General features: G+C 33.1%; 24 protein-coding genes and 1 pseudogene. 21 read left to right on the forward strand and 4 right to left on the reverse strand.

Going from position 1 to position 23,283, the window contains the following annotated elements:
• Positions 1-316: 316 nt before the first annotated feature.
• A complete protein-coding gene (locus tag JNUCC76_RS04910; protein WP_454156297.1) occupies positions 317-895 on the reverse strand; it encodes a TetR/AcrR family transcriptional regulator in 579 nt (192 codons plus the stop codon).
• Between the two features lie 119 nt (positions 896-1,014).
• On the opposite strand from JNUCC76_RS04910, the gene JNUCC76_RS04915 reads away from it, so the two are divergent.
• Positions 1,015-2,835: a hypothetical protein gene (locus JNUCC76_RS04915; RefSeq protein WP_454156298.1), complete on the forward strand. Its 1,821-nt coding sequence runs from the start codon at positions 1,015-1,017 to the stop codon at positions 2,833-2,835.
• A gap of 270 nt (positions 2,836-3,105) precedes the next feature.
• Positions 3,106-3,894, forward strand: a complete 789-nt coding sequence (locus tag JNUCC76_RS04920) for a CPBP family intramembrane glutamic endopeptidase (protein WP_454156300.1) — start codon at positions 3,106-3,108, stop codon at positions 3,892-3,894.
• Between the two features lie 675 nt (positions 3,895-4,569).
• Here JNUCC76_RS04920 and cls read toward each other — a convergent pair.
• Complete coding sequence (gene cls / locus JNUCC76_RS04925) at positions 4,570-6,081, reverse strand: cardiolipin synthase (RefSeq protein ID WP_454156302.1); 1,512 nt, start codon at positions 6,079-6,081, stop codon at positions 4,570-4,572.
• A 736-nt stretch (positions 6,082-6,817) separates the two neighbouring features.
• On the opposite strand from cls, the gene JNUCC76_RS04930 reads away from it, so the two are divergent.
• The 3 genes and pseudogenes from JNUCC76_RS04930 (at position 6,818) to JNUCC76_RS04940 (ending at position 9,151) form a co-directional block, all read left to right on the forward strand.
• The gene (locus tag JNUCC76_RS04930) at positions 6,818-7,285 is read left to right on the forward strand and encodes a MarR family winged helix-turn-helix transcriptional regulator (RefSeq protein WP_454156304.1); all 468 of its coding nucleotides are present in this window, start codon (positions 6,818-6,820) and stop codon (positions 7,283-7,285) included.
• A gap of 202 nt (positions 7,286-7,487) precedes the next feature.
• Positions 7,488-7,865, forward strand: coding sequence for a hypothetical protein (locus JNUCC76_RS04935; RefSeq protein ID WP_454156306.1), 378 nt, complete (start codon positions 7,488-7,490; stop codon positions 7,863-7,865).
• A 137-nt stretch (positions 7,866-8,002) separates the two neighbouring features.
• Positions 8,003-9,151: pseudogene (locus tag JNUCC76_RS04940) on the forward strand (IS30 family transposase).
• Between the two features lie 52 nt (positions 9,152-9,203).
• Here the strand turns inward: JNUCC76_RS04940 and JNUCC76_RS04945 are convergent.
• Positions 9,204-9,773: a helix-turn-helix transcriptional regulator gene (locus JNUCC76_RS04945; RefSeq protein ID WP_454156308.1), complete on the reverse strand. Its 570-nt coding sequence runs from the start codon at positions 9,771-9,773 to the stop codon at positions 9,204-9,206.
• Complete coding sequence (locus tag JNUCC76_RS04950; RefSeq protein ID WP_454156310.1) at positions 9,757-10,053, reverse strand: helix-turn-helix transcriptional regulator; 297 nt, start codon at positions 10,051-10,053, stop codon at positions 9,757-9,759. The genes JNUCC76_RS04945 and JNUCC76_RS04950 overlap by 17 nt, the downstream gene beginning before the upstream one ends.
• Before the next feature lie 172 nt (positions 10,054-10,225).
• Here JNUCC76_RS04950 and JNUCC76_RS04955 point away from each other — a divergent pair, with 172 nt between their 5' ends.
• The 16 genes from JNUCC76_RS04955 (at position 10,226) to JNUCC76_RS05030 (ending at position 23,127) form a co-directional block, all read left to right on the forward strand.
• Entirely contained in the window at positions 10,226-10,618 is a 393-nt protein-coding gene (locus JNUCC76_RS04955; protein WP_454156311.1) for a DJ-1/PfpI family protein, read from the forward strand.
• A 215-nt stretch (positions 10,619-10,833) separates the two neighbouring features.
• Positions 10,834-12,156: a Y-family DNA polymerase gene (locus tag JNUCC76_RS04960; RefSeq protein WP_454156312.1), complete on the forward strand. Its 1,323-nt coding sequence runs from the start codon at positions 10,834-10,836 to the stop codon at positions 12,154-12,156.
• A 26-nt stretch (positions 12,157-12,182) separates the two neighbouring features.
• Positions 12,183-12,554, forward strand: coding sequence for a hypothetical protein (locus tag JNUCC76_RS04965; RefSeq protein ID WP_454156314.1), 372 nt, complete (start codon positions 12,183-12,185; stop codon positions 12,552-12,554).
• Positions 12,551-12,805 (forward strand): hypothetical protein, encoded by a 255-nt coding sequence (locus tag JNUCC76_RS04970; RefSeq protein ID WP_454156315.1) that lies wholly within the window; start codon positions 12,551-12,553, stop codon positions 12,803-12,805. The genes JNUCC76_RS04965 and JNUCC76_RS04970 overlap by 4 nt, the downstream gene beginning before the upstream one ends.
• A 423-nt stretch (positions 12,806-13,228) precedes the next feature.
• On the forward strand, positions 13,229-13,450 hold the full coding sequence (locus tag JNUCC76_RS04975) for an XRE family transcriptional regulator (protein ID WP_454156317.1): 222 nt from the start codon (positions 13,229-13,231) through the stop codon (positions 13,448-13,450).
• Positions 13,447-13,689 (forward strand): hypothetical protein, encoded by a 243-nt coding sequence (locus JNUCC76_RS04980; protein WP_454156319.1) that lies wholly within the window; start codon positions 13,447-13,449, stop codon positions 13,687-13,689. Before JNUCC76_RS04975 ends, JNUCC76_RS04980 begins: the two co-directional genes overlap by 4 nt.
• A 76-nt stretch (positions 13,690-13,765) precedes the next feature.
• Entirely contained in the window at positions 13,766-13,903 is a 138-nt protein-coding gene (locus JNUCC76_RS04985; protein ID WP_454156321.1) for a hypothetical protein, read from the forward strand.
• A 576-nt stretch (positions 13,904-14,479) separates the two neighbouring features.
• Positions 14,480-15,127 carry a 3,4-dihydroxy-2-butanone-4-phosphate synthase gene (gene ribB / locus JNUCC76_RS04990; RefSeq protein ID WP_454156323.1) on the forward strand — a complete coding sequence of 216 codons (648 nt, stop codon included), beginning with the start codon at positions 14,480-14,482 and terminating at the stop codon, positions 15,125-15,127.
• Between the two features lie 12 nt (positions 15,128-15,139).
• The gene (locus tag JNUCC76_RS04995; RefSeq protein ID WP_454156325.1) at positions 15,140-16,363 is read left to right on the forward strand and encodes a 1-acyl-sn-glycerol-3-phosphate acyltransferase; all 1,224 of its coding nucleotides are present in this window, start codon (positions 15,140-15,142) and stop codon (positions 16,361-16,363) included.
• A gap of 321 nt (positions 16,364-16,684) precedes the next feature.
• Positions 16,685-17,515 (forward strand): helix-turn-helix domain-containing protein, encoded by an 831-nt coding sequence (locus JNUCC76_RS05000; RefSeq protein WP_454156327.1) that lies wholly within the window; start codon positions 16,685-16,687, stop codon positions 17,513-17,515.
• A 174-nt stretch (positions 17,516-17,689) separates the two neighbouring features.
• Positions 17,690-17,785: a hypothetical protein gene (locus JNUCC76_RS05005; protein ID WP_454156524.1), complete on the forward strand. Its 96-nt coding sequence runs from the start codon at positions 17,690-17,692 to the stop codon at positions 17,783-17,785.
• A gap of 119 nt (positions 17,786-17,904) precedes the next feature.
• Complete coding sequence (locus tag JNUCC76_RS05010; RefSeq protein WP_454156328.1) at positions 17,905-18,642, forward strand: SDR family NAD(P)-dependent oxidoreductase; 738 nt, start codon at positions 17,905-17,907, stop codon at positions 18,640-18,642.
• A gap of 1,099 nt (positions 18,643-19,741) precedes the next feature.
• Complete coding sequence (locus tag JNUCC76_RS05015) at positions 19,742-20,428, forward strand: response regulator transcription factor (RefSeq protein ID WP_454156330.1); 687 nt, start codon at positions 19,742-19,744, stop codon at positions 20,426-20,428.
• Positions 20,429-20,466: 38 nt separating this feature from the next.
• Positions 20,467-21,396, forward strand: coding sequence for a sensor histidine kinase (locus JNUCC76_RS05020; protein WP_454156332.1), 930 nt, complete (start codon positions 20,467-20,469; stop codon positions 21,394-21,396).
• 134 nt (positions 21,397-21,530) lie between these two features.
• Positions 21,531-22,451 (forward strand): ATP-binding cassette domain-containing protein, encoded by a 921-nt coding sequence (locus tag JNUCC76_RS05025; RefSeq protein WP_454156334.1) that lies wholly within the window; start codon positions 21,531-21,533, stop codon positions 22,449-22,451.
• Positions 22,444-23,127 carry an ABC transporter permease gene (locus JNUCC76_RS05030; protein ID WP_454156336.1) on the forward strand — a complete coding sequence of 228 codons (684 nt, stop codon included), beginning with the start codon at positions 22,444-22,446 and terminating at the stop codon, positions 23,125-23,127. The genes JNUCC76_RS05025 and JNUCC76_RS05030 overlap by 8 nt, the downstream gene beginning before the upstream one ends.
• The last annotated feature ends 156 nt before the right edge of the window (positions 23,128-23,283 follow it).

Consider the following 23,283-nt stretch of genomic DNA (forward strand, 5'->3'; position numbering starts at 1 on the left):
AAATAGTGTAGTGCCATGAAATTCCTATAAATTAACCTTTATGGTATGAATGTCAATAATATAATTACGTATATTTTTATATCAGAGGAACAACATGACTACAAAATTTAACAATACACCCATGGATTCATACGAATATGTACAAGAAAGAGGATTTTACTATAGTTTAGATCAAATTTACAACTTTTATGTTCAAAGCCTTAAATTACTCCAACAATTACTGAAACTATTATCATGGTTTAAAAGAAGTATATTGAAAAAAACATTTTGGAATATAGAAAAAATTTCTATAACAATTAATTTTTATGTTCGTATTCTAATATTTCAAGCTGTCATAATGTTGGGTAAACATTTGGGTCATTGCGTCACAGGATTCTTTTGCACCATTTTCGATCCAAAGAGTGAACACGTTGAACAAGGCACCAGTTTGAAAATAAACTTGATATTTTTCTTCAATGTTTTTCGCTGGCTTATATTTAATCATTAATGAATTGAGTTGTTTTAGTAATTGTTGACTGAGATTAGCCTTAATCAAAGTTTCATAAACACTTTTGTGCTGATAAACGGAATTGAATAGCGTGTCAATAAATTCACGAGGTTGATTTAACTTACCAGAGGTTTTACCAGCGTATGGTTGAAGAGAATCGTTGATATCATTAATAAAATTATTAATCAAGTCGTTGAGAATGTCGGTTTTTGAATGATAATTATTATAGTAGGCTGTTCGTGATACACCAGCTAAGTTGACAATGTCACTAATAGATATTCGATCAAGTGTTTGGTGCCTCAGTAATTTAACTAGTGCCGTAGTTATAGCTTCCCTAGTTAGTCGATTAACTTCGGAATTAGATTTATTTTTCATTTCGATGTGAATTTCTTTCATTAAATCAGACATTACAAAATCTCCTTATTTGTACAAGTTGATGGTTAATTGATTTATTCTTATTATATCTCTTGCTACAATAGTATTTCAGTATTGTAGTTATAATTTTTGTAAAATGGAGAGATGGTATTATGAATTTAATGATGAGTCTGCTATTAGTATGTTTATCTTTAATCAACCTTTTGTTTTCTGGATATTTTCGTTTGTTAGCGGTCATTACAGCGATAGTCGTAATTATATTTATTTTGATGATGCGTTTTGGGAAACGTGCCCAAAACCGTTATATATATCTGTTATTGATGAGTGCAATTTTGTTTGATTTCGGCTATATGGTATTTGATTGGCTGCCACTGCTCTGGTTACAACTTGCTGTCCAATTGATTGCGAGTTTGTATTTTATACTAAAAACAAAGCTCAATAACATCGGTTTAACTTTGTTGTTGAAAGGTTTGTTTGTTGTGCTATTTAGTTTAGGTGTCACAGCATTTGCAGTTGATATCGTAAGTAATCCGACATTAAAATATCAAAGGGAACTCCCTAAAATACCAACTGTTAAACTGAATAAAACAAACTTAGAAACTTCCCAATCTCAGATGGCCAACATGGCAATAATGAATAGCTTTGGCAGTAGATTGACGGGCTCAGTTGGTCAATCGAATTTTATTGAGTGGCTAGAATCACAGTTAAAAGATGCCGGTCTGACAGTTCATGAAAATAAATACCAATTTTTAAATTGGACAGCAAAATCCAGTTCATTGGTAGTCAATCATCAGTCAATTCCAATCTCATCCGTTTATCCTTATTCAGGAGTAACATCTAAGCAAGGTTTAGACAAAGAATTGGTTTATATTAAGAATAATGATTTTGAGAAGGCGTCTGGTAAAATTGCAGTTGTTAAGATAAATATTCAGCCAGTTTTGCCTAAACAACTTATCATGAATCAACAAAGTGTTTTTCCACAAGGAACGAGTGCTTCATCCAGTGATGGTGATATTACTTTAGCTGCTGCATTGAAAGCATCAAACTTAAAAAAAGCAAAAGCTGCAAATGTAAAGGGGGTCATTTATATTTGGGAAGGTGCGTCGGGTCAAAAAGTATCTGGTCAATATCAACCGTTCACGACAGAATTTGCAGGTGTTCCAGCAGTTTGGTTAAATGAAAACGAGGGTAAGAATCTCATTCGTGCTGCCAAAAAACATCAGCATGGGAAGCTTACGCTTTTGGCGACGCGGAAAAAAGTTAGTACTAAGTCTTTTTATGTGACGATACCTGGAAAAAATAGTAAAGAGTCTATCATTGTTAATTCTCATACAGATGGTGTAAATGCAATAGAAGAGAATGGGGCAATTGGAATGTTGTCAATGATCAAGTATTTACGCCACCAAAAACCTAATAAAACATTAGTATTTGCATTTGTTACTGGTCATTTTAGATTGCCTGTGTTTAAAGGCACTTCACAAGCGACTTCAACGTGGATGGCAGATAATCCACAAGTTTGGGATGGCAAAGGAAATCATATGAAAGCGGTGGCCGCAGTAACAGCTGAGCATTTGGGAAGTATGGAATGGAAAGATAATAAAAAAGGTCAATTTGAACCTACTGGAAAAATTCAAACTGAATATACTTATACAGGTAATGCTGTAATGAATGATGTTTGGTTGAAAGCAATTAAAGGCAGAGCCATGACTAGAACCATTACATTACGAGGTCACAACAGGTTTGAATTTGGTGAGAGTCAACCGCTATTTAACGCAAAAATTCCGGTTATTGGCTTGATTCCTATGCCGGATTATCTTACTACTAGTAGTCAAAATTTGGAAATGGACAAGTTTAATGTTAACTTAATGCATCAGCAAGTATCATCCCTGATTAAAGCGACTATGATGCTCGATCAACTTCCTTCAAAATCAATAGGTAAAGGGGAAAATTATTCTTACTTTGTTGGGAAATAAATGTAATTGTTTAATTATTTTCACTGTAAAAACATGAGCAATAATTACTTAGACAAACTCATTATGAATATGCGTTTGACTTTTCTAAATTAATAGACCATAAATTATTAAAAAAATTGGCTTATTACTTACAAATATCTAAAAGAAGATACATATTGGTATTTTTTTAGGTGCAGTTAGTAGTAAAAAAAGAAAGCTAGCCAAGTATTCTATTAAGTAAAGAAAAAATTTGGTAAATTGAAATGATTTGATAAATATAAGGAGACAATAATGGATTGGAAAAAATTTGCTTCAACGGTAGGTGGTATGTGGTTAGCATATTTAGTTTATAAAATAAGTACACTTGCACTCTTGTACTCATTTGATGGTTTACAATCTAAACCTTATTACGAATTTATTTATTTCGCTATTGTTGTTGCTATTACATTAGTCATACTCAGTTACACAAAAAAAATTTTTAAGCAGAAAATATCGTTTAATCCCAACGTTACATCCTTAAAAAGACAATGGCCAATACTTATAGTACCACTGTTTTTATATGGTATTGATGCTTTCGCCATTCTACCAACCATAACCGAGTATTCTTTTTATATAATTATGGCCACTATTGCTAGTGCTTTAGGAGCTGCTATCTTTGAAGAAGTTCGAGATCGAGGATTTGGTAGCATTGGGCTAGCAGTATCTATTGAAAATAGTAAATGGAAACCAATGTTTATTGCACTCGTAACTTCTTTTGTTTTTGCTACGACGCATTATTTTAACTTACTAATGCCAAATTCACCTACACTGATGGCTACTCATCAACAGGTAGTTTTTACATTTTTCTTAGGAATGACTTCGATTGTGCTATATATGCGTACAGGAAGTATAATTTATAGCATCCTAATTCATTTTTTAAATAATTTTTCTTTTTGGACACCTACATCTGATTTATCTCAAGATAATGGCTGGGCATCAATGTTAATCTTTTATGCTCTTATTCCAGGTCTTTATTCATTATGGTGTCTCAGACCTAAAAAAGCAGAGATGAATTTGACATATTTACCTTCAAAAAAATAAGACTCTTTTTATTACACAAAACCAAACTAATTTTAAAAAGTAAGATTATCAAAAAATATTAATAAAAAAGAGAAAACAATAATGTTTAGGAAGATTGACCTACATAGGTCGCAACAAAGTTGGAACAAATGGTGCATTTAGGTCGCTGTACTCAATATCAATGACACCCTAAATACTGAAAACATCACGCCACAGGCCGGCTTTGATTTTGCTAAACCTTTTGGTACTGAATTGAAGTAATCGTCTTGATGACGTAAGAGTTGCCACAAAGTCTGGAACATTATTACCAGTTTCTGATTCCCAAACTGATGATATACCAAAAACAGAATAATTCCAAACCAACTTTCATTAAAATATGGAATAGATAAAAATATTTTTTTGATAAGTCAATCTAATACGCAAACTTAATCATTGTTACAATACTTATCCAAAGTTACCTTGGCTAAGTACTCTGAAACTAATTACACCGTAGACAAAATAACTGATAAAAGAAGCAAAAATTTTCTAACATATCAAAAAAAGTATACGTGACGCGTAAGGAAAAAATAGGTCTACTTTTGCGGGTTCTTCTTTCGACAAAATAATAAATCGCAATACAGAAGAAGTTATTGATAGTTACAAATTATTAAAAAAAGCTATAAGTTATATTCTTTAAAATATAACTTATAGCTTTTTTTAAAGTAACGGACTAAATGCTCGTAAAACTAGATTAACTACTTGATGAGTTATACTTTGTTGAAGTTTATTTTCTGTAACGAGACTTGAAACTAAGCGAGTTTCTTCAAAGTCATTAATCATATCACTTAATACTGATTTATCTGTTAAAACCACACCATTTTCAAAGTGGTGTACAAGACTGCGATAATCCAGATTAACAGTACCAATAATAGCAACATTGTCATCTGAAATGTAATATTTTGAATGAATGAATCCAGGGGTGTATTCATAAATTTTGACACCAGAACTCATCAGTCGCTTGTAATTTGCCCGCGTCATCGCGTAAATTATCTTTTTATCTGGGATACCTGGGGTGATGATGTTTACATCGATTCCTCGTAACGCCGCTGACTGAAAAGCATTGGCTAATTCATCATCTATGATTAGATACGGACTGGTTATTAAAACACGAGTTTTCGAGGTTGAAAGTAATTGGATTAATGCAAGCTTAGATACACGATAATTGTAGATGGGGCTCGGTCCATCGCCAAAAGGTAGAACAAAGCTTTCTGATTCTACTGGCTTTGCTAATAGATACTGTTCAATATTAAGCGTGCTTGCCATATTGTTAGTGTACCAATCAACAAAAAACATTTTAGTAAATTCATTAGTTGCTAGTCCGTTTATACGAATAGCAGTGTCTTTCCAATGACCAAAACGATCAATGAGATTAACATATTCATCAGATATATTAATGCCACCTGTGTAACTAATTTGACCATCAATAATTAACATTTTACGATGAGATCGATTATTAACGTCACTATTTGCATCACCGGTGAAACGTGCGAAGGGGGTTACCTCAATTCCATGTTTGTTCATCAGTACAGTGAAATTATTGGGTAATGTCTTAAAACTACCAATGTCATCATACATTACTCTAACTTCAATCCCTTTTGACGCTTTTTTAGCTAAAATATCTAAAATACTATCCCAAAATAAACCAGTTTCGATAATAAAATAATCAACAAAAATAAACTTTTCGGCTGTTTCTAAATCAATTAGTAACTGTGACCACATATTTTCTCCAAGGGGAAAATATGTTAGTTTGGTATTTTGGTATAATTGATTTCCTGAGGATTTTTGAATTAAATTACACAGTGACTGTATTTTAAATTCAGAGGGTCGCCTTAAGGTTTTACCTTCAGAATGTTGCAGTAACTGTTCATTAGCCTCATCCATTCGTTTTGTGTATTTTTTTGAAAGTTTTCGTTTACCAAATATAAAGTAAATCATCATTCCTGAAATTGGTACTAAAATGACTAACAGTAGCCAAGGAATTTTAAATTCAGGATTTTGATCGGAGCTTATAATTATTGCAACAACTATAAGCTCCGATATTATAATTGCAACACTAAAGTATGGTACGTATTTTGTTAGCAAAATGACAATAAGTAAAATCATAAAAGTTTCAAAAATGAGTTTGATGACAGAAAAAATAAACCTATGTGATATATTTTTTTTTTGCATAAGCGAGTAACTAATCTCCAATTTTAATTTTAATTACAATTCATTTATTATAGCATGTTAGATGAATAGTTTAGCTTCGTATAACTGTTCAATAACTAAATAATGAAGATCTCATGATATGTCACAACTTACAAAGATAAATTTAAGTATTAACTATAGATTATTGAAACAATAAAAAACAGTGTGATAAAAAACTTATAACATGATGCTTGATATGAAATAAATTACTCTTTAGACCATTAAAAAGGCCTGTTATCACGAAAAGTATTAAGCCGCTAATTGTAACTAGTTTAAATAGGTCTTGGTTCATCAGGTTTGAAAGTAAAATAGCTAGCCCACTCAAAATGTTTCCCCAATGATTGTTATAATTTATTTCCTGTACTGAAGCCAAAACAATTAGATCTGTATATCAAACAGTTAGAATGGCGGTTTGGAAACTTATACAGTCAACTAAGCCAAATGTTAAAAAGCGATAGACAAGGCTTTCAATTTAAAGATAGTAAGCCAAACTTCGAATCGACTTTGAGTGTATCAATGCAATTACAAGATAAAATTAGACAAGCACAGGCGCATACTTATGGCGATGTTTTTTTAACAAAGAATTAGCAACTAAGTAACCACTCTGTTGGATTCATACCTTCAAATAGAAAACCCGAAATTAATGATTTACAATTCGTTTCAAAAATATTTGCAGATGTTCCAACAAGTATTTTTGCACTTATTGAGGCTGCTACCAATGACTCAAAAATTTAATTCTGAGTTTAAAGATAACGCGGTTAATTCCGTAGGGCTCTCATTTGTAAAGGTTTATAATTTATGGCACACACGTATAAAAAATGAATTACGTAAATACAATTTAACTCACCCGCAATTTATTGTTTTGTCAACACTAGCTTACTTAACACAACACAATGATGAAGTTAATCAAGTGAATATTGCAAAACATTCTGATATTGATGTTATGACGACTTCAGTAATTATAAAAAATTTAGAAAAATTTGGGTTCGTTACACGTGAAGCCTCAAAAAAAGACACCAGATCAAAAGTTATAAAGCTTACTCAAGGTGGTCTGAATATTATTAATGAAACGTTACCAATTGTTGAAGAAGTAGATCAAAATTTCTTTTCTGTTCTAAAAAAAGAGAAGAGTCAATTTAATAATATGTTACAACTATTAATAACCACTAATTCAACCACAGAATAGTAATAAAGTATTATTTATTAATCAAGAATAAAAAACACAGTTTAATATGACTAGTGTTTTTTTAATATTAATTTGTAGCAATCAAGAGAATTTTCTAGGTTGCTTTAACTATTAATAAATTATGATGTATAAAGTAGTAAGTTGGCACAAATCAAATTGTGCTGGCTTTTTTATTTATATTTAAATTTTGAAAGGATAAACAATGACACAAAAAATATGGTTAAAACCAGACCAACTAGAAAACTACGTCGATCAACTTCAAGGATTCAGAAGTACTTATCAATCGTTATTAGCTGTTTTAGCATCTGATCGCCAAAATTTTGAGTTTAAACCTGGGGCACCAAACTTCCAAAACACACTCCAGATGTCAATGAAGTTACATCGTTACATTCAATCAGTCCAGTCACAAACCTTTGGTGATGTCCTGATTTTCGATAAAGAGTTAGATAAACAAGTACAAACTCTAATCGAAACCAGTATTGCTTTAACCTTTGAATACCGTGACTTAACCGACTTATTAAATGGTCATGATGTTAATAGTGAAAGTGGTATAAATCTGATTGAAGCCAAGCTAAAGTAAGCGAAAAAACAACTTTATGAAGCCTCACGATAAGTAATATTGGGCTGTAAATTTTTAAAACGTTTATCATCTTGATGTTATATATGTTTGTTAGTCAGAAATTGTATATTGTTGAGCAACGGAGAAAGAAAAATTAAATGACAGCAGAACAACCAAAGAAAAGGAAACGGCAACCACGATTAAACGAAAATCAACGCTACTTAATCGAACATTTGTGGAATAATGAACAAATCTCACAAACTGATATTGGTCGTCAATTAGGTTATGACCCGTCAGTGATTAGCCGTGAATTAGACCGTAGCAATATGCTAGACTTCTCTAATCTAGACCGTCACACTTTATTAAGAATGAGCATTCATGCACGAATTAAGTATTCGGCGCAACGTGGTCAATATATCGCTACTAAAAAACGTTTCCGTATGGGACAAGGGCTATTACTAACACCAGAACTAAAAGAACTAATTGAGCATTGGATTAATGTGGAACATTGGGCACCGGAACAAATTGCGGGAAATGTGCAAGATGTGGACGTTTCGTCTTCAACGATTCGAGACTGGTCAAAAAGAGGTCTAATCGATATTCGTACCCACAAATATCATCGCCAAGATGGCTCCCCTAAACAACGTGAGTTAGCCAAAAACCAACGGGCACGACAACCAGAAATTGCTAGCTTACGAGAAAACTTACAAAAAAGTGGTGAGCTAGTACGTCATTCAATCTATGATCGTTCACCAGTGGTGGCTAAGCGTAAACAATTTGGGCATTGGGAAATTGATTTGGTGTTACCAATGAAACAAAACAATGGACAATACCAAGACCATTCCGCTATTATGACAGTTGTTGAACGAAAAACCAGATTTTACGCTTTAATCAAAGTTAAAAGTAAACAATCGAAAGATATGATTGAAGCGTTTAAATTATTTTATGAACGCTATGGTAAAGCGGTAAGAACGATTACCGCTGACAACGGTTCTAAATTCATCTCTTGGGACTTTCTTTAATATGTTCAAAAAGAACTTAAAATAAAGCTTTATTATTGTACACCTTCATCACCACATCAGCGTGGATCTAACGAAAATCGTAACGGTAAATTGCGTGATTGGTTCCCCAAAGGCACAAGTTTTAAGCCAGTAAGACAAAAACAATTAGATGAAGTTTCGGATAAGATGAACGCTATGCCAATGCGAATTGCTTTAGATGGTAAGAGTCCAATTGAGTTGTTTGATAAAGAATATAAGACGATGCAAAGGTATCGTCGTGCGGATGAAAAAAGAAAATTAAAATAAGCAAAATAAAACTAATACTTCAATAATTTTATTTTTGTCTAGGTAATCACAATTAAGATTCATATATTCGGGATAAATTCTTTATTTTTTCTTTCAATGTTGAACGAACATGTAGGGGTCCTAGACATTCACATTGATCCCCAAAACCTAAAAGCATGCTGTAGTAATAATCATTTTCTATAAAAGGAAAATTAACAATATAATGGCTTTTATCATCTTTTGAAAAGTTCTCATAGTCACAATAATCAAGAATTCGTTCTAAAATTGACTCATGAATCCTCAGTTTAATAGTTATTCGTAATTTAGTTAAAATTTCTGTCGTATCTAAAAGGGGGTCTGGATTTATTTTGGGAATAAACGTGCGATTCTTAATTTGTAAATTAGAAATACGGGATAATTTAAACAAACGAAAATCATTTCTTTTATAGCAATAGCCCTGAAAATACCACTGACTATTTTTTAAAATTAACTGATAGGGTTCAACTTGTCTTTTGGTTTGATTCCCACTATGATTTATGTATTCAAATGAAAGAACTTTGTTTTCTTGTAATGATATTTTGATAAGAGTAAGGTAAGGTTCTAAATCTCTATGGTCTCCCCAATTACTAAAGTCGATGTGCATTTGCTTTCGAACGAGCTAATTCTAATTTATCCTTAGAGATAAAACTTGTAATTTTGGTATGCGTATTTATAAAATCGTTACTTTTCATGATACTTGGTATGCTGGACATTCCTGTTAGGATTGTGGTTAAATCTGTTTCTGAAAAAGTACTTTTATCAATTTTAAATTTTTCCATAATTTCAAAACCACCACCGACACCAGAAGTAGAATAAACTGGAATCCCTGCCATACTGATAGCCTCTACATCACGATAAATAGTTCGGGTCGATACTTCAAGCATATCAGCTAATTCTTTTGCGCCAATTTTTTTCTATCAATAAGAATCATAATAATAGTAACAAGTCTATTAACTCTCATTTGTTATCCACCTTTAAGTTATTTAGAATTGTTGCCATAATGTTGTCAACAATCAGTAAGTATAATGATAGCAGAACTAATTAATGGAGGAAAGTATGAAAACAATTTATGTTTATGTATTGGACACGCTAGCGGACTGGGAAATAGGATATATTACTGCAGAAATAAATTCTAAACGATTTTTTAAAAGAGATGCTTCTTTGGTACAAATAAAAACAGTTAGTTATTCTAAAAAAACTATTAGTACTATGGGAGGCTTTAAAATAGCGCCAGACTGCTTAGTTGAAGAGATTATCTTGGACGAAGATAGTATTCTACTGTTACCAGGTGCCGATACTTGTAATGAACAAAAAAACAGTAAAATTATTAGTATTTCAAGAGAATTACTTTCAGTTGGTGGTACAGTAGGCGCAATTTGTGGCGCAACTGTAGCGGTTGCCAATATTGGATTATTAAATGATCACTCACACACTTTATTGAGAGTTTAGATGTTTTTGAGTCAGACACGTTAGAGGCTTGGTATAACTATTTTAGTACAGGGAATTCGAATTTCTTTTTTAAGCTTTTGCAAACTTTACCCTCTAACCAAGAATCTGAACTTTCTGGAGAACAGTAATTTGTTTATAGGATTATAGTTTTCTCTTGCCAAACAGAACATTTGTTCGTATAATGAATTATACAGCTTTTGTTTTGGAGATAGTCTATGGTAGATCAACCAAAAACTGAATATGATTATACACATGAAGAACGACGTGTGATATTTATGATTGACTCTAAAAGTTTCTATGCCAGTGTTGAGTGTGTGGAACGTGACTATAACCCATTAAAAGCATTACTTGTTGTGATGTCAGAACAAGAAAATACCAACGGTGGTTTAGTCTTGGCATCTTCACCAATGGTCAAGAAAATACTGGGTATCACTAATGTTACCCGACAACGTGATATTCCTGTTTGTCCGGACTTAGTGATTGCTCATCCGAGAATGAATCTTTATATTCAAGAAAATCTACGTATTAATAATATCTATCGACAATACACTGATGATGCGCACTTATTGCCATATTCCATTGACGAATCTATCCTTGATATGACACATTCTTGGCAGTTATTTGGCAAGACACCAGCAGAAGTTGCTTTCAAAATACAACAACAAGTTCGGGCAGAAACAGGTATCTATTTAACTGTTGGCATTGGTGATTCACCAGTCTTAGCTAAATTGGCGCTTGATATTGAAGCTAAACACGCAAAGAATTTAACAGGTATTTGGCATTATGAAGATGTACCAGATAAATTATGGCCAATCACACAACTCACTAATATTTGGAGTATTGGTTCACGGACTGCTCGTAAGCTCAATTTGATGGGTATTCATTCGATGAATGACTTAGCGCATCAAGATCCATATCTTTTTCGTTCGCAACTAGGATTAATGGGTGAACAATTACTCGCGTTGTCTTGGGGTATTGACCGTTCTGATTTGGCTGAAAACATTAAACCAAAAAGTAAGTCTTATAGTAACTCACAAGTATTACCACGTGATTATAGCCAACAAGCTGAGATTGAACTTGTCATTCGTGAAATGGCTGATCAAGTCGCTACAAGAATTCGTGCCCATCAAAAGCAAACAGGCTTAGTTAGTTTGTTTATCGGTTATTCCTTTTCTGAAACTGAGCAACAGGGATCTCATGGTTTTAGGAAACAGTGCCGGATTAATCCTACCAATGATACCAATACCTTAATGGCTGTTATGGTTAATCTTTTTAGAAAGTACTGGCATGGCGAAGTGATTAGAAACATTGGGATTGATTATGGTGGTTTAGTTGATGACACTGGCGTACAGCTTAATCTTTTTGAACAACCTGAACATCTTCTTAAAACAAATAAAATTGACCAAATCGTTGATGAAATTCGGCAACGTTTTGGCACAACTGCTTTGATGCGAGCCATGTCCAAAGAAGAGGGGGGCACTGCCATTAATCGAGCTAGCCTAGTGGGTGGCCATAATGGGGGTAATAGTTATGATTAAAAGAAAGAATGTGTTGGCACAGCAATATGACAAATAAAGAAAACTTTAGCACCATTATCAATCGCTACTTTAAGAATGATTATCGCGAACGTGGCAAAATCAAGTGGAATGGTTACTTCTTATCCGATCACACCTCATCCTTAGTCAAAGAGGACGTTCAACGCAATCAGAAAACGCAAAAGTTACCTAAAATACCACTAAATGAAGCACAAAGTACCTTACAACATTCTTGTGTGAATTATCACATAGTGACTGTGCAACAAAACATTGAAACTAATGATGGTTATCTGATTCCTAATGTGACTGGTTTAGTTAATGGCTTTACAGAATTAGGTGTCTACATTAATCAACAATTTATCGCTTTTGAAGATATTAGGACGGTTATCAGAGAAAAATGAATCCAATTGAAGACATAATCATAACCATTCAAACGCTATTTACAAAACAACCCAATACGATTTATGAAGTACGTATTGTTCATCAGCGATATGCCAAAAAAGTTAATATTTTCTTTGAATACTATAAAATCGGACAAGCCAAGCGTTCGCAACAAATTGGTCGTCTTGATGATGAATACCGGTTGCAAATACCAGCATTAGCAAAACAGATTCATGAAGCTACTGGATTAACGATTCGAACAAGTGATTAATCATGTTAAACAGTCTTAAAAGCTGTGGACAGTGATTTAATATTGATGTATGACATTGGTACAATGGAATAAGCCGTGTTTTACAAATAAAAAATCAACCAGTACAATCACAAAAATATTTCCGTAATTCTACTGGTTGATAGGTTGGTACACAAGGAGTTACACCATTCTATAAAAATCCAAAGTCAATAATTTGAAATGAAGTAACGCTTTAGTAATATTCGTTATTTTAAAAGCTCATAAGTCCTGTGTGGGCTTATTTTTTTGCTTAAAAATAGCCTAAATATTAAGAAGCCGTGCCAAATGACGGTTAATTAGTGGTATCCAAACCAATGGAACTTGACAATAAAAACAAGTGAGAAGGAGACAAAATAAAACATTCTTTTAGATCAATAGTAAAAGCCTATCGCGAAAAGAAAAAGTTTGACACAATTGGAATTAGCTGTGAAATCAAAAGGGAAATTATCAACGGCTACGATTTCAAAAGCTGAGACCGATCCAAGTTATAATCCGAAACTGACTACGTTCATCAAATTTTACAAAATTATGGATGTTTCGTTTGAAGATATTGTTGCAACACTAGAGGGGAATGCTGATTTTGAAGTTATCCGCAGGGATAATCTCTTTGGGGACAAGGAATTATGAAATTGATAGGTCAAGAACTGTCAAATGAGACTAAGAGTAGGGAGACTAATTTGAGTGAAACAGAAACCACTTATTTTGATGAGGACGAAACAAATAATAATAATCCCCAACAGCCTCTGGTTGCCGTCGGCAAAATTATTCAAAACAATCGAGGTGTTGTTCAAAAGTTAATTTCGGATTTACTATTGAATGATCCTGAACAAGCACTAATCGTTGCGAAAAGTCTGAATCATGGTTAGCAGAACTTCAAAAAGGTAATACTGTTATGGAGGTGCAAGCTCAAATTCAGGGCAGAAATGCTATGCCATTCCAATAATGCTCGTACGAGTCGGGCTTGTTCCGCTACAAAATTTGGTTGATAACAATTATTACGGCCATTACTTTGCTAATGGGCTTGAAAATCGTTTGAAAATTGCGGTCTCACAACAAGCCAATCGGCATCAGTCTAGGTAATCATTATGTCGGTTGTACAGTCCTAAAGGGCATCCATTATTCTGAATTTGGCAAACAAATTCCCGTGTTTAAACTACCAAATAATATCCAAGACTATTTAGCCAATCAACTGACACTGATTATTAGTTTACTGGATCAAAAAAAGGAGAAATTATTATTCAAATTAATCACCACGTAGGACGTCTAGTCCGTGATGTAAACTTTACTGTAGGTGGTGAAAATGAAACCAAAATTGCCTACTTTAAATTAGCAATTAATGATTTAAAAGATGGTAAAGCAATCCATTGATTACGTCGCTTCTAACAAAATGGCTGAATTAATTCGTGATTATTTCACTAATGTTGGCTAAGTTGTTGAGTTTGAATTTATGATGCGCAATCATAATTACACTGATAAAAATACTGGTCAAAAAATGTATGCCATTCAAAATCAAGTCACACAATTCCGCATATACAAAACAAATTCGTCATCAGGATGAGTACAAAAAATACAGATAACTATGAATATTCAATGAAATATCAGTATTTTGATAAATATTATTGAGAATTTGGTGTGAATAGAGACAAAAATAAAAGTATGCTTTGTAGTATAGAAAAAGGAGGCAGTCAAATGGCTAATGTAGAAGAAATTGTGAAATATATGAAAAAAGGTGGACTAATCATTCTGGTGGATGATGAAGATAGAGAAAATGAAGGTGATTTAGTTGGCATCGGATCAAAAATGAGTCCAGAAAATGTAAACTTTATGGTTACACATGCTAGGGGATTATTGTGCACTCCTGTTGGAGAGAGTATTACCCGCCGCTTAGGACTTACTCAGATGGTGGCAAACAATACAGAGAGCAATGGGACGAGGTTCACTTTTTCGGTCGATGCTGAGACAGTGCACGGCGTAACAACGGGAGTGTCAGCATTTGATCGTTCAGCAACTATCAGAGTTCTGGCTGATCCATCGAGCACAGAGAAAGATTTTGTTCATCCTGGACATACATTCCCACTTCAAGCACTTGATGGTGGTGTTACAGTTCGGAATGGCCATACCGAGGCTGCTGTGGATTTGGCTAAATTAGCAAATGAGGAGCCAGTAGGCGCTATTTGTGAGATTCTAAATGAAGATGGAACAATGGCACGACTACCTCAGTTGCTTGATATGTCCAAAAAGTTTAACTTACCACTACTAAGTATTAAAGAGTTGACCATCTATATGGAACAAATACAGATGTAGGAGTATATGTAAATGAGTTTAACAAATACGATTCTCACACAGTTAACAACCAAAATTGTAAGCTTATTTGTTGGCAAAGTAAAAGGTTTAGACAATCTAAAATTTAATGGGCCACGTATAATCATCGCTAACCACAGTAGTTACATGGATCATTTTGTAATCTTGCATCTGTTAAAAAAACAAAATCCAAATCAACCTGTTTATTTTTTAACAAAGAAGGAGGCGTTTGAAAAACCATTTTCAAGGTGGTGGCATTTATCTTTAAATAGTATATCTGTTGACAGAACTAAAAACGCCATGTCTTCTATGATGGTTCTAAAAGATAAGTTGACCGATGAAAAGGCAGCTGTTGTTATTTATCCTGAAGGAACCCGAACACCAACTGGAAATATGTATTTTGGAAAAAATGGTGCAGAAAGTTTATCATACGCCACGGGAGTTGAAATTATACCAATTGGTATGCATGGAAATTTTGATGTTTTACCTAAATTTTCAATCTTCCCAAATTTTAAGAAAGTTAGCATAGCTGTTGGCAATCCGATTCAAATACCGAAAACCTCCAGAAAAGAAATACCTGCTATTAGCAGGTCAAATATTGAATTGTTAAGTAGTCTGGCCCATGAACAACTAGAAAAAGAATCTGTCGAATCAATAGATGTAAAAGAAGAAATGCTACGAGCGATGATTAACGATAATAAAAAGGCTTTGAGAAATTATCCGGATGCAAATCATACACCGGTAGATTATCATAAAAGGGTTCTTTATCTGGGTAGAACATTATTAGCACGCTTCGACAGTTCTTCGCCAGAACAAAATTTAATTTTGTTAGAAAGTGCCCGTGCTTATGGAAGATTAGGGTACATTAAAGGAATCAAAACCGTAAAAGGAAGATACTACATGATGAAAACTACTTCAGCACTTAACAGAGCTGCATTGATTGCTGACAAAAATTCTGAGTGGTATTACATTAAAGGTCATCAGAGTTTGTTTTTAGGTGACAAAAAAAGTTATTTGAAAAATTTAGTCAAAGCCAACGACATACTCAGGAACAACATACAGTACATGTTGGCTTTAGCTAAAGCAATGAACGCTAATAATGAATTTTGTGCTGCGCGAGATATTTTATTGTCTATTCTAAAAGTTAACGCCCATACGCAATTAGATAATCGACGTAAATATGAAGCAACCGTTCTTTTAATGAGAATGGACTCAAATTTTGAGCCGCGGGGTATTTAATAGGCAAGATACATTATTCGTTTTGGAAAAACAAAGTTGATGGACAAATACTCGATTATAGCATTATTTGGGAATTTGAAACTTTAGATTCTGGTATAACTCATTTAACTCAGTCATTGTATATAGAGGAAACGAGTAGACTTGCTCCAATATTATTCTTATGTAATACAGCATTTTCAAAATATTTTAGTACGTTTTTAAAAAATATAAAACAGTTAATCGAAATCTCAACAAAGTCGTAATTTGATTGTTTTAAACGCGCTTGAATCAAAATGGTAAAATAAAATTACAAGAATACTATAGTTGAGGATGGTTGAAAATATGCAAGATGTTCTGGATCAGGCGACTAAACGTGTTGGTGAACTAATTAAATCGAGTAGGAAAAAGAAAAAACTTACACAGTCTGAATTGGCCGACGGTCTTTGTTCACAAGCTATTATAAGTAGCATAGAAAGCGGTTATGATATGCCAAATGTCTTTTTGTTTTATAAATTGTGCGCAAGACTAGATGTTTCTTTGACTAATTCATTTTTAAAAGAGATACTAGATTTTGAAGCCTCTTCTAATTTTGCTGAGCATGTGTTTCAACTATGTAAAAATCATCAATACACTGAAATGCTAGAATACATGGACTCAAGCAAAATATTGGATCAGCTTGAATCAAACAGAGATTTTCAAACTTACTATTATTATTATGCTTGTGCTTTGTATCAGACAAAAGGTAATCTGCTTGAGGTAGAAAGATATCTAAAACTTGCTATTGCTTGCACTCTGAAGAAGCCCTATCAACCTGAGAATCAAATTGAAATTTTATTGATTAATTCTTTAGGAGTTGTAAACTTAGATTTTGGTTTTTTTGAAAAAAGCTTTGATTATTTCGACACTGCCTATAATGCTTTCTTAAAATGTCGAGAAAAAACTGAAAATTTAAACGTCATTTCATATCAATATGGTGTTTTTTTATATAAGCAAGAGAGGTACATGGAATCACTTTCAGTTCTCTTGAAAGGGTTTGATGATGTCATTAAAAAAGAGACTTTTTTTATGCTAGCTGAATATTCTTTATTAATATCTAAGTGTTATAAAAATATTGGTAACAATTTAGATGCAAAAAAATATTACGATAAATATGGCGCTTTTTTGGATCTGTGAATTCTGAAAATGGGAGAACATTTATGGATGTTTTTGTTATCGCTCAATATTATGGTTCTCCAGGGCTTCAACTTAATTTTGCACGCCAGACGAGAATTTTCTGATATATTTTGGGTCAATTATGCCCAAGAGTATGCAGTCAATGGAATCAGAATTAATGCAATTTGTCCAGGAATGATAGTAAGCTCGATGACTGATAAATTATCGGAAAAGATGAAACAGTATGCTTTATCAAAAATCATATTAAAAAGGTTTGGAGAATTTTTTTGAAGTTGCGCAAATAGTTATAGCTGTCGCACCTAATACATATATGACAGGTTCGGTGGTTGAGGTTAACGGCGGATTACGAATGGGAAACAACAGTTGATTACGAAAGAGGTTAGTAGAGAATGAAAAATATTGTGATAACTGGCGGTGGTTCAGGAGTTGGATTAGCTATTGCGGAAGATTTAGTAAAGGATAACAAAATAATTCTAGTTGGTCGAAATGAGCGCAAATTAACACTAGCGAAAAACAAGCTGGGCGAAAATTCCAGTTACGTAGCCGGGGATTTGTCAACTGTGTTAGGTCGAAAAAAAGTGGTTGATTTTATTTTGAAAAACACAGATCATGTGGATGTTTTGATTCACAGTGCAGGCATTTATCCAACTAGTAATCAAGATAATATCGACATTAACTTATTATCTCATTATTATTTAACTATGTCTCTCGTGAAAGTATTGAATGATAGTCGAGTACTTATTGTAACAGGCAACCCCCAAGCTATTAAAATGGCACCTGTTTGTGAAAAACAATTGAATGATATATTACGAGCGGCATGGGCTGTGACACATAAAACACTCCTCATGTTTTTACTTGCGGATAAGTTAAGAATCAAACGAACTACTGTTAACAGTTTTTTCCCTGGTGACGTGAAAAGTGATTTAATGGCTTACACAAAATCATTAACGAATACTTCCGTCCCAGTGGGAAGACTTCTTTCCTTGGATGAGCAGTTTGATAATATTACCGGCCAATTTTTTGATGAAAACGGCTTGCCTGTTAATCTCAATTCAGAAAAATATAATAAGAGTGTTGCAACTAGTGTATTATCAAAATATATTACAGAAGTGGATAGAAACGACTAACTCTTAAATGATGCTCCAGAGTAATATAAAAAAATGATGACTTGTATCAAAGTCACACTAATTTCAGAGAAGAATACCATTAACCGGAAACTCTTCTTCAGCGATGACCTAGCCCAGATTCATACTGTTCCAACACCATCGAAAGGCCATGAATTTGGAGTTTGGATTTTAGCTTAAGTTGGCTTGAAGAATGTATCAAAGAATCAGAACTAGATGTCATAGTAATAACAAATCATAATCTTTTTGACATCGATAATTTTTACCTAATCAAAGAACACTTGAAATCACTAAAAAGGTTGATTGCTATCTACCCCGGCATGGAGTTTGATGTTGAGGATTTCACAGGAGTTCAAAATACAATTGTGTCTGCAGTTAAACCCAAAATTACGTGAATTCATGGAACATTCACCACGACTGAAAGAGAGTATTGAGTCAGAGTTTAGTATATAAAAACTAGAGTTACTGGTTTAACTTTAACAATATATTTCAAGTATAAGAGTGGCTCCTATGATGTAATTACGGACGAAATTGTTCGATATATTTCAATCATAGGAGCTTTATTATGGATATAACTATGCATATAAAAATGGGTACTCTCCGGAATTCAAGTCATCTTTAGTAGCTTTACATCGATCAGGATGTTTGGCTAATTCGTTAGAGACAGTTTTTTGTCCTGAAAAGAGAAAAGTATTAGGTTATAAAATTGACGATACAATGATGGCCAGTTTTGCCACAAGTGCCTTACAAATGGCATTGAATAAACAAAAAAACCACTGGTTATTCATTCAGGTATGGGTCACAATATACGAGTTCTGATTATAATATTAAATGTAAAAATTATGGCTTGAAACATTCTTATTCACTCAATTTTGAAGCGTGAAAAAGATTATTTGAAACCCAAATTTTCCAACAGTTGTAGGGTTGGGGTATTAATTTTTATAATCACAACTGCATTCCAAATATGGCCTAAGTAACTTAATGAAAATAGTCCAATTTAGTGACTTATGAGCAATTATAGGTGATATTGTTTTGATGAAATTCAAAAATAATTTGGTTCGTTATGGTAAGATTAAAAAACCACCTACAGGAGATTACACATATGGGGAAAAAAATATTAATTGTAGAAGATGACCACTCCGTTAGTGAATTGATGTCCAATTACCTAGAAAAGGAAGGATATGATTTATTACATGCTTTTGAGGGTGAAGAAGCCATCCAGAAATTTAAAAATAAAAAATTTGATTTAATAATACTTGATATTATGATTCCTAAATTAGACGGATTGGAAGTGATGAAACAAATCAGGGAAAGCAGCTCAATTCCAATACTTATCGTTTCCGCAAAAGATACTGATGTAGAAAAGGCGTTGGGATTAGAGTTGGGGGCAGATGACTACCTGTCTAAGCCATTTTCAATAATTGAGTTCTCGGCAAGAGTAAAAGCTGCGCTAAGACGGGTAAATTACTCAAAAGATGAGAACAATGTAACCGTCTTTCACTATATGGACTTAACAGTTGATACCAAAAATTTTTCTGTGTGGAAACCAGAAAGAAAAATTCAACTAACCGCAAAGGAATTTGAAATTTTAAAACTATTTCTGAGTCATCCAAATAATGTATTCACAAAATCTCAAATCTATCAAAATGTTTGGCATGATGACTATTATGGTGATGAAAATGTCATTAATGTCCATATCAGAAGGTTAAGGGAGAAAATAGAGGAGACTCCTTCCAATCCAAAATACATTACGACGATTTGGGGTATAGGCTACAAATTGGGAGAATAATAATAGAATATGTACTGGCGACATGATAGGAGAAAGGTATGATGTATATTTTAATAGCCATTATCTGTTTACTTATTGGAATAATTGCAGTGCAATCTCGTTCAAAAAAGAAAAGTAATCGTGAATTACATTATATGACTCAAAAATTAAACAATGTTATCGAAAATCAAACAAGTGAAAATTTACTCGTTTTTACAGATGATCACTATTTAGTCGAACTATTAATAAGTATCAACAATTTACTTAACCATAACCAAAAACTATTGGCTGATTATTCGCGAAAAGAAGAAGCTGTCCGTAAAATGATATCAAACATTTCTCATGATTTAAAAACACCTCTGACAGTTGTTGTTGGTTACCTTCAAATTTTAAAAGAAAATAAAAGTTTTAAGCACGAATCTGAAAAAGAAATCAATTCTGCATATGATAAAGCAGTAGAATTACTTGCATTAATCAATAGTTTTTTTGACTTAGCTAGAATGGAAGCAGGAGATAATAAAGTTAAACTCGAAAAAATTAATATTAGTGAAATTTGTAAGGAAACCATTTTAGAGTTTCATCATGTACTTAAAAACAAAAATTGGACCGTCAGCATTGAAATACCTGAAGAACCTATCTATGCCATTGGAACTATAGAGTCTCTAGGTAGAATACTACGAAATTTGCTTTCTAATGCTATTAGATACGGAGCGGATGGTCAGACTATTGGATTAACAGTAAGATATGATCGTTCGTTTGCATACATAGAAGTATGGGACAAAGGGAAAGGTATTCAAGAAGCAAGTCAGGGAAAAGTATTTGAGCGACTTTATACATTAGAGGATTCCAGAAACAAATTGTATCAAGGCAGTGGGTTAGGATTAACAATAACAAAACGGCTAGTGGAAAGCTTAGGAGGAACAATATCTCTTTCCAGTGTGCCTTATGAAAAAACAATTTTTACTGTTTGCCTTAAAAAATTACTATAGTGTTTCCTTAATCAATACTTGATTCTCACGCTTCCTCACCTTAAGAAATAAGTAAGAAACAAGAAAGAAAAAAGACAAGTCAGTCCACTACAATAGTAACTGTAAACAGACGTAAAATAAAGGGAGGAAGCAACATGGAATATATTGTACGAACACACGATTTAGGAAAAAGCTTTGACGACATAAATGTAATTTCTGATGTTAATATGTCAATTAAAAAAGGAGAGATATACGGGTTGTTAGGTCCAAACGGGGCTGGGAAAACTACTGTCATGAAAATGATGCTAAATTTATTGCAACCTAGTCAAGGGGCTATTGAGTTATTCAACAGTACCTTGACAAATAATTCATACGAATTATTTAAACGGATGAGTGCTATTATTGAGTATCCTATTTTTTACGAAAAATTGACCGCAAAGGAAAATCTGGACTTGCACTGCGAATATATGGGGTATCACAATAAAAACGAGATTGACGAAGCTTTGCAACTTGTTAATCTCAAAAACGTTGATACTAAATCAGTGAGTTTTTTTTCGTTAGGAATGAAACAACGTCTGGCCATTGCGCGGGCTATTATCACAAAACCTGAACTATTAATTTTGGATGAGCCAATAAACGGACTTGACCCAGTCGGTATTATAGAGATTAGAGATTTACTTGAAATGCTAAATCATGATTATGGAATTACTATACTCATCTCAAGTCATATTTTATCTGAAATTGAACAAATAGCCGATACCATAGGCGTGATGAATAATGGCCGTTTGATAGAGGAAGTATCCATGACATCAATTAGAGATAGTAGCGTAGAGTATATTGAAATTGAAACCCGTCAAATAACACAAACAGCACACATTATTGATTCAAAATTAAACATCAAAAACTTTAAAGTGATGGACGGTAAAAAAATAAGAATTTATGAAACAGAAACATCTCAACATGAGTTATATAAAACGTTAGTATCAAATGACATTGACATTGATTCAATTAATACAAAGACTGGTTCCTTAGAAGATTATTTCTTGTCATTAGTAGGAGGAAAAGAAGTTGTTTAAATTAATTAGGTTAGAGATGAGGAAAACAAATTTCAAACAGTATGTTATCGGCGGCTTGATAGCGAGTTTAATTATTCCAGCTTTTCTATTTTTTCTATTGTACATTGATAAACAAGATTCTCCTATTACAAACACAAATTTTCTTTTCCTAGTCGATAGTATCACGAGAATTGTGTTTATAATTTTTTCGGGTGTATTAATTTCACGGCTTATTGTGGAAGAATACATCGACAAGACGATTACGTTGATGTTTACTTATCCAATTAGCCGAAAAAAGATTATTCTTTCAAAATTAATTATTATTATCGGATTTGCACTCTTTTTCATCATTTGGACTAGACTGATATCATTTTTCACAGTTAATTTATTAAATAATCATTTTCACTTTATCATTGGAGAAGTTACGAATAATAGCATTCTGAAACATTTTATAAGCACCATTCTTTACGACTTCTCAGCTAGTGGTGTCGCTTTAGTACCGCTCTTCTTTGGTATGAAGAAACGTTCTACTCGAACTACTATTGTTACGGCTATCATTATTGCATTCTTTCTTGGCGCAGGCAACGCAGACCAATCTATCGGTTCATTTCTCATTGTTCCGATGACCTTGACAGCGATTGGACTGTTCACGTCGTATCTATCGATCCATAACATTGAACGAACCGACGTATTATGATATTATAAAAATTTTTTACTACTCAAAATTACTCTTATACAGAGTGTCTTTTGAGTGTGTAAATCCATTATTTTGGCATTTAATAATAAATTCAGTACTTAAGTATTTTGAACCCACAGTGCCATTTAGCAACATAAATTTCAAAAGAAAAGAGTA

This window comes from Leuconostoc sp. JNUCC 76 (assembly GCF_053667755.1).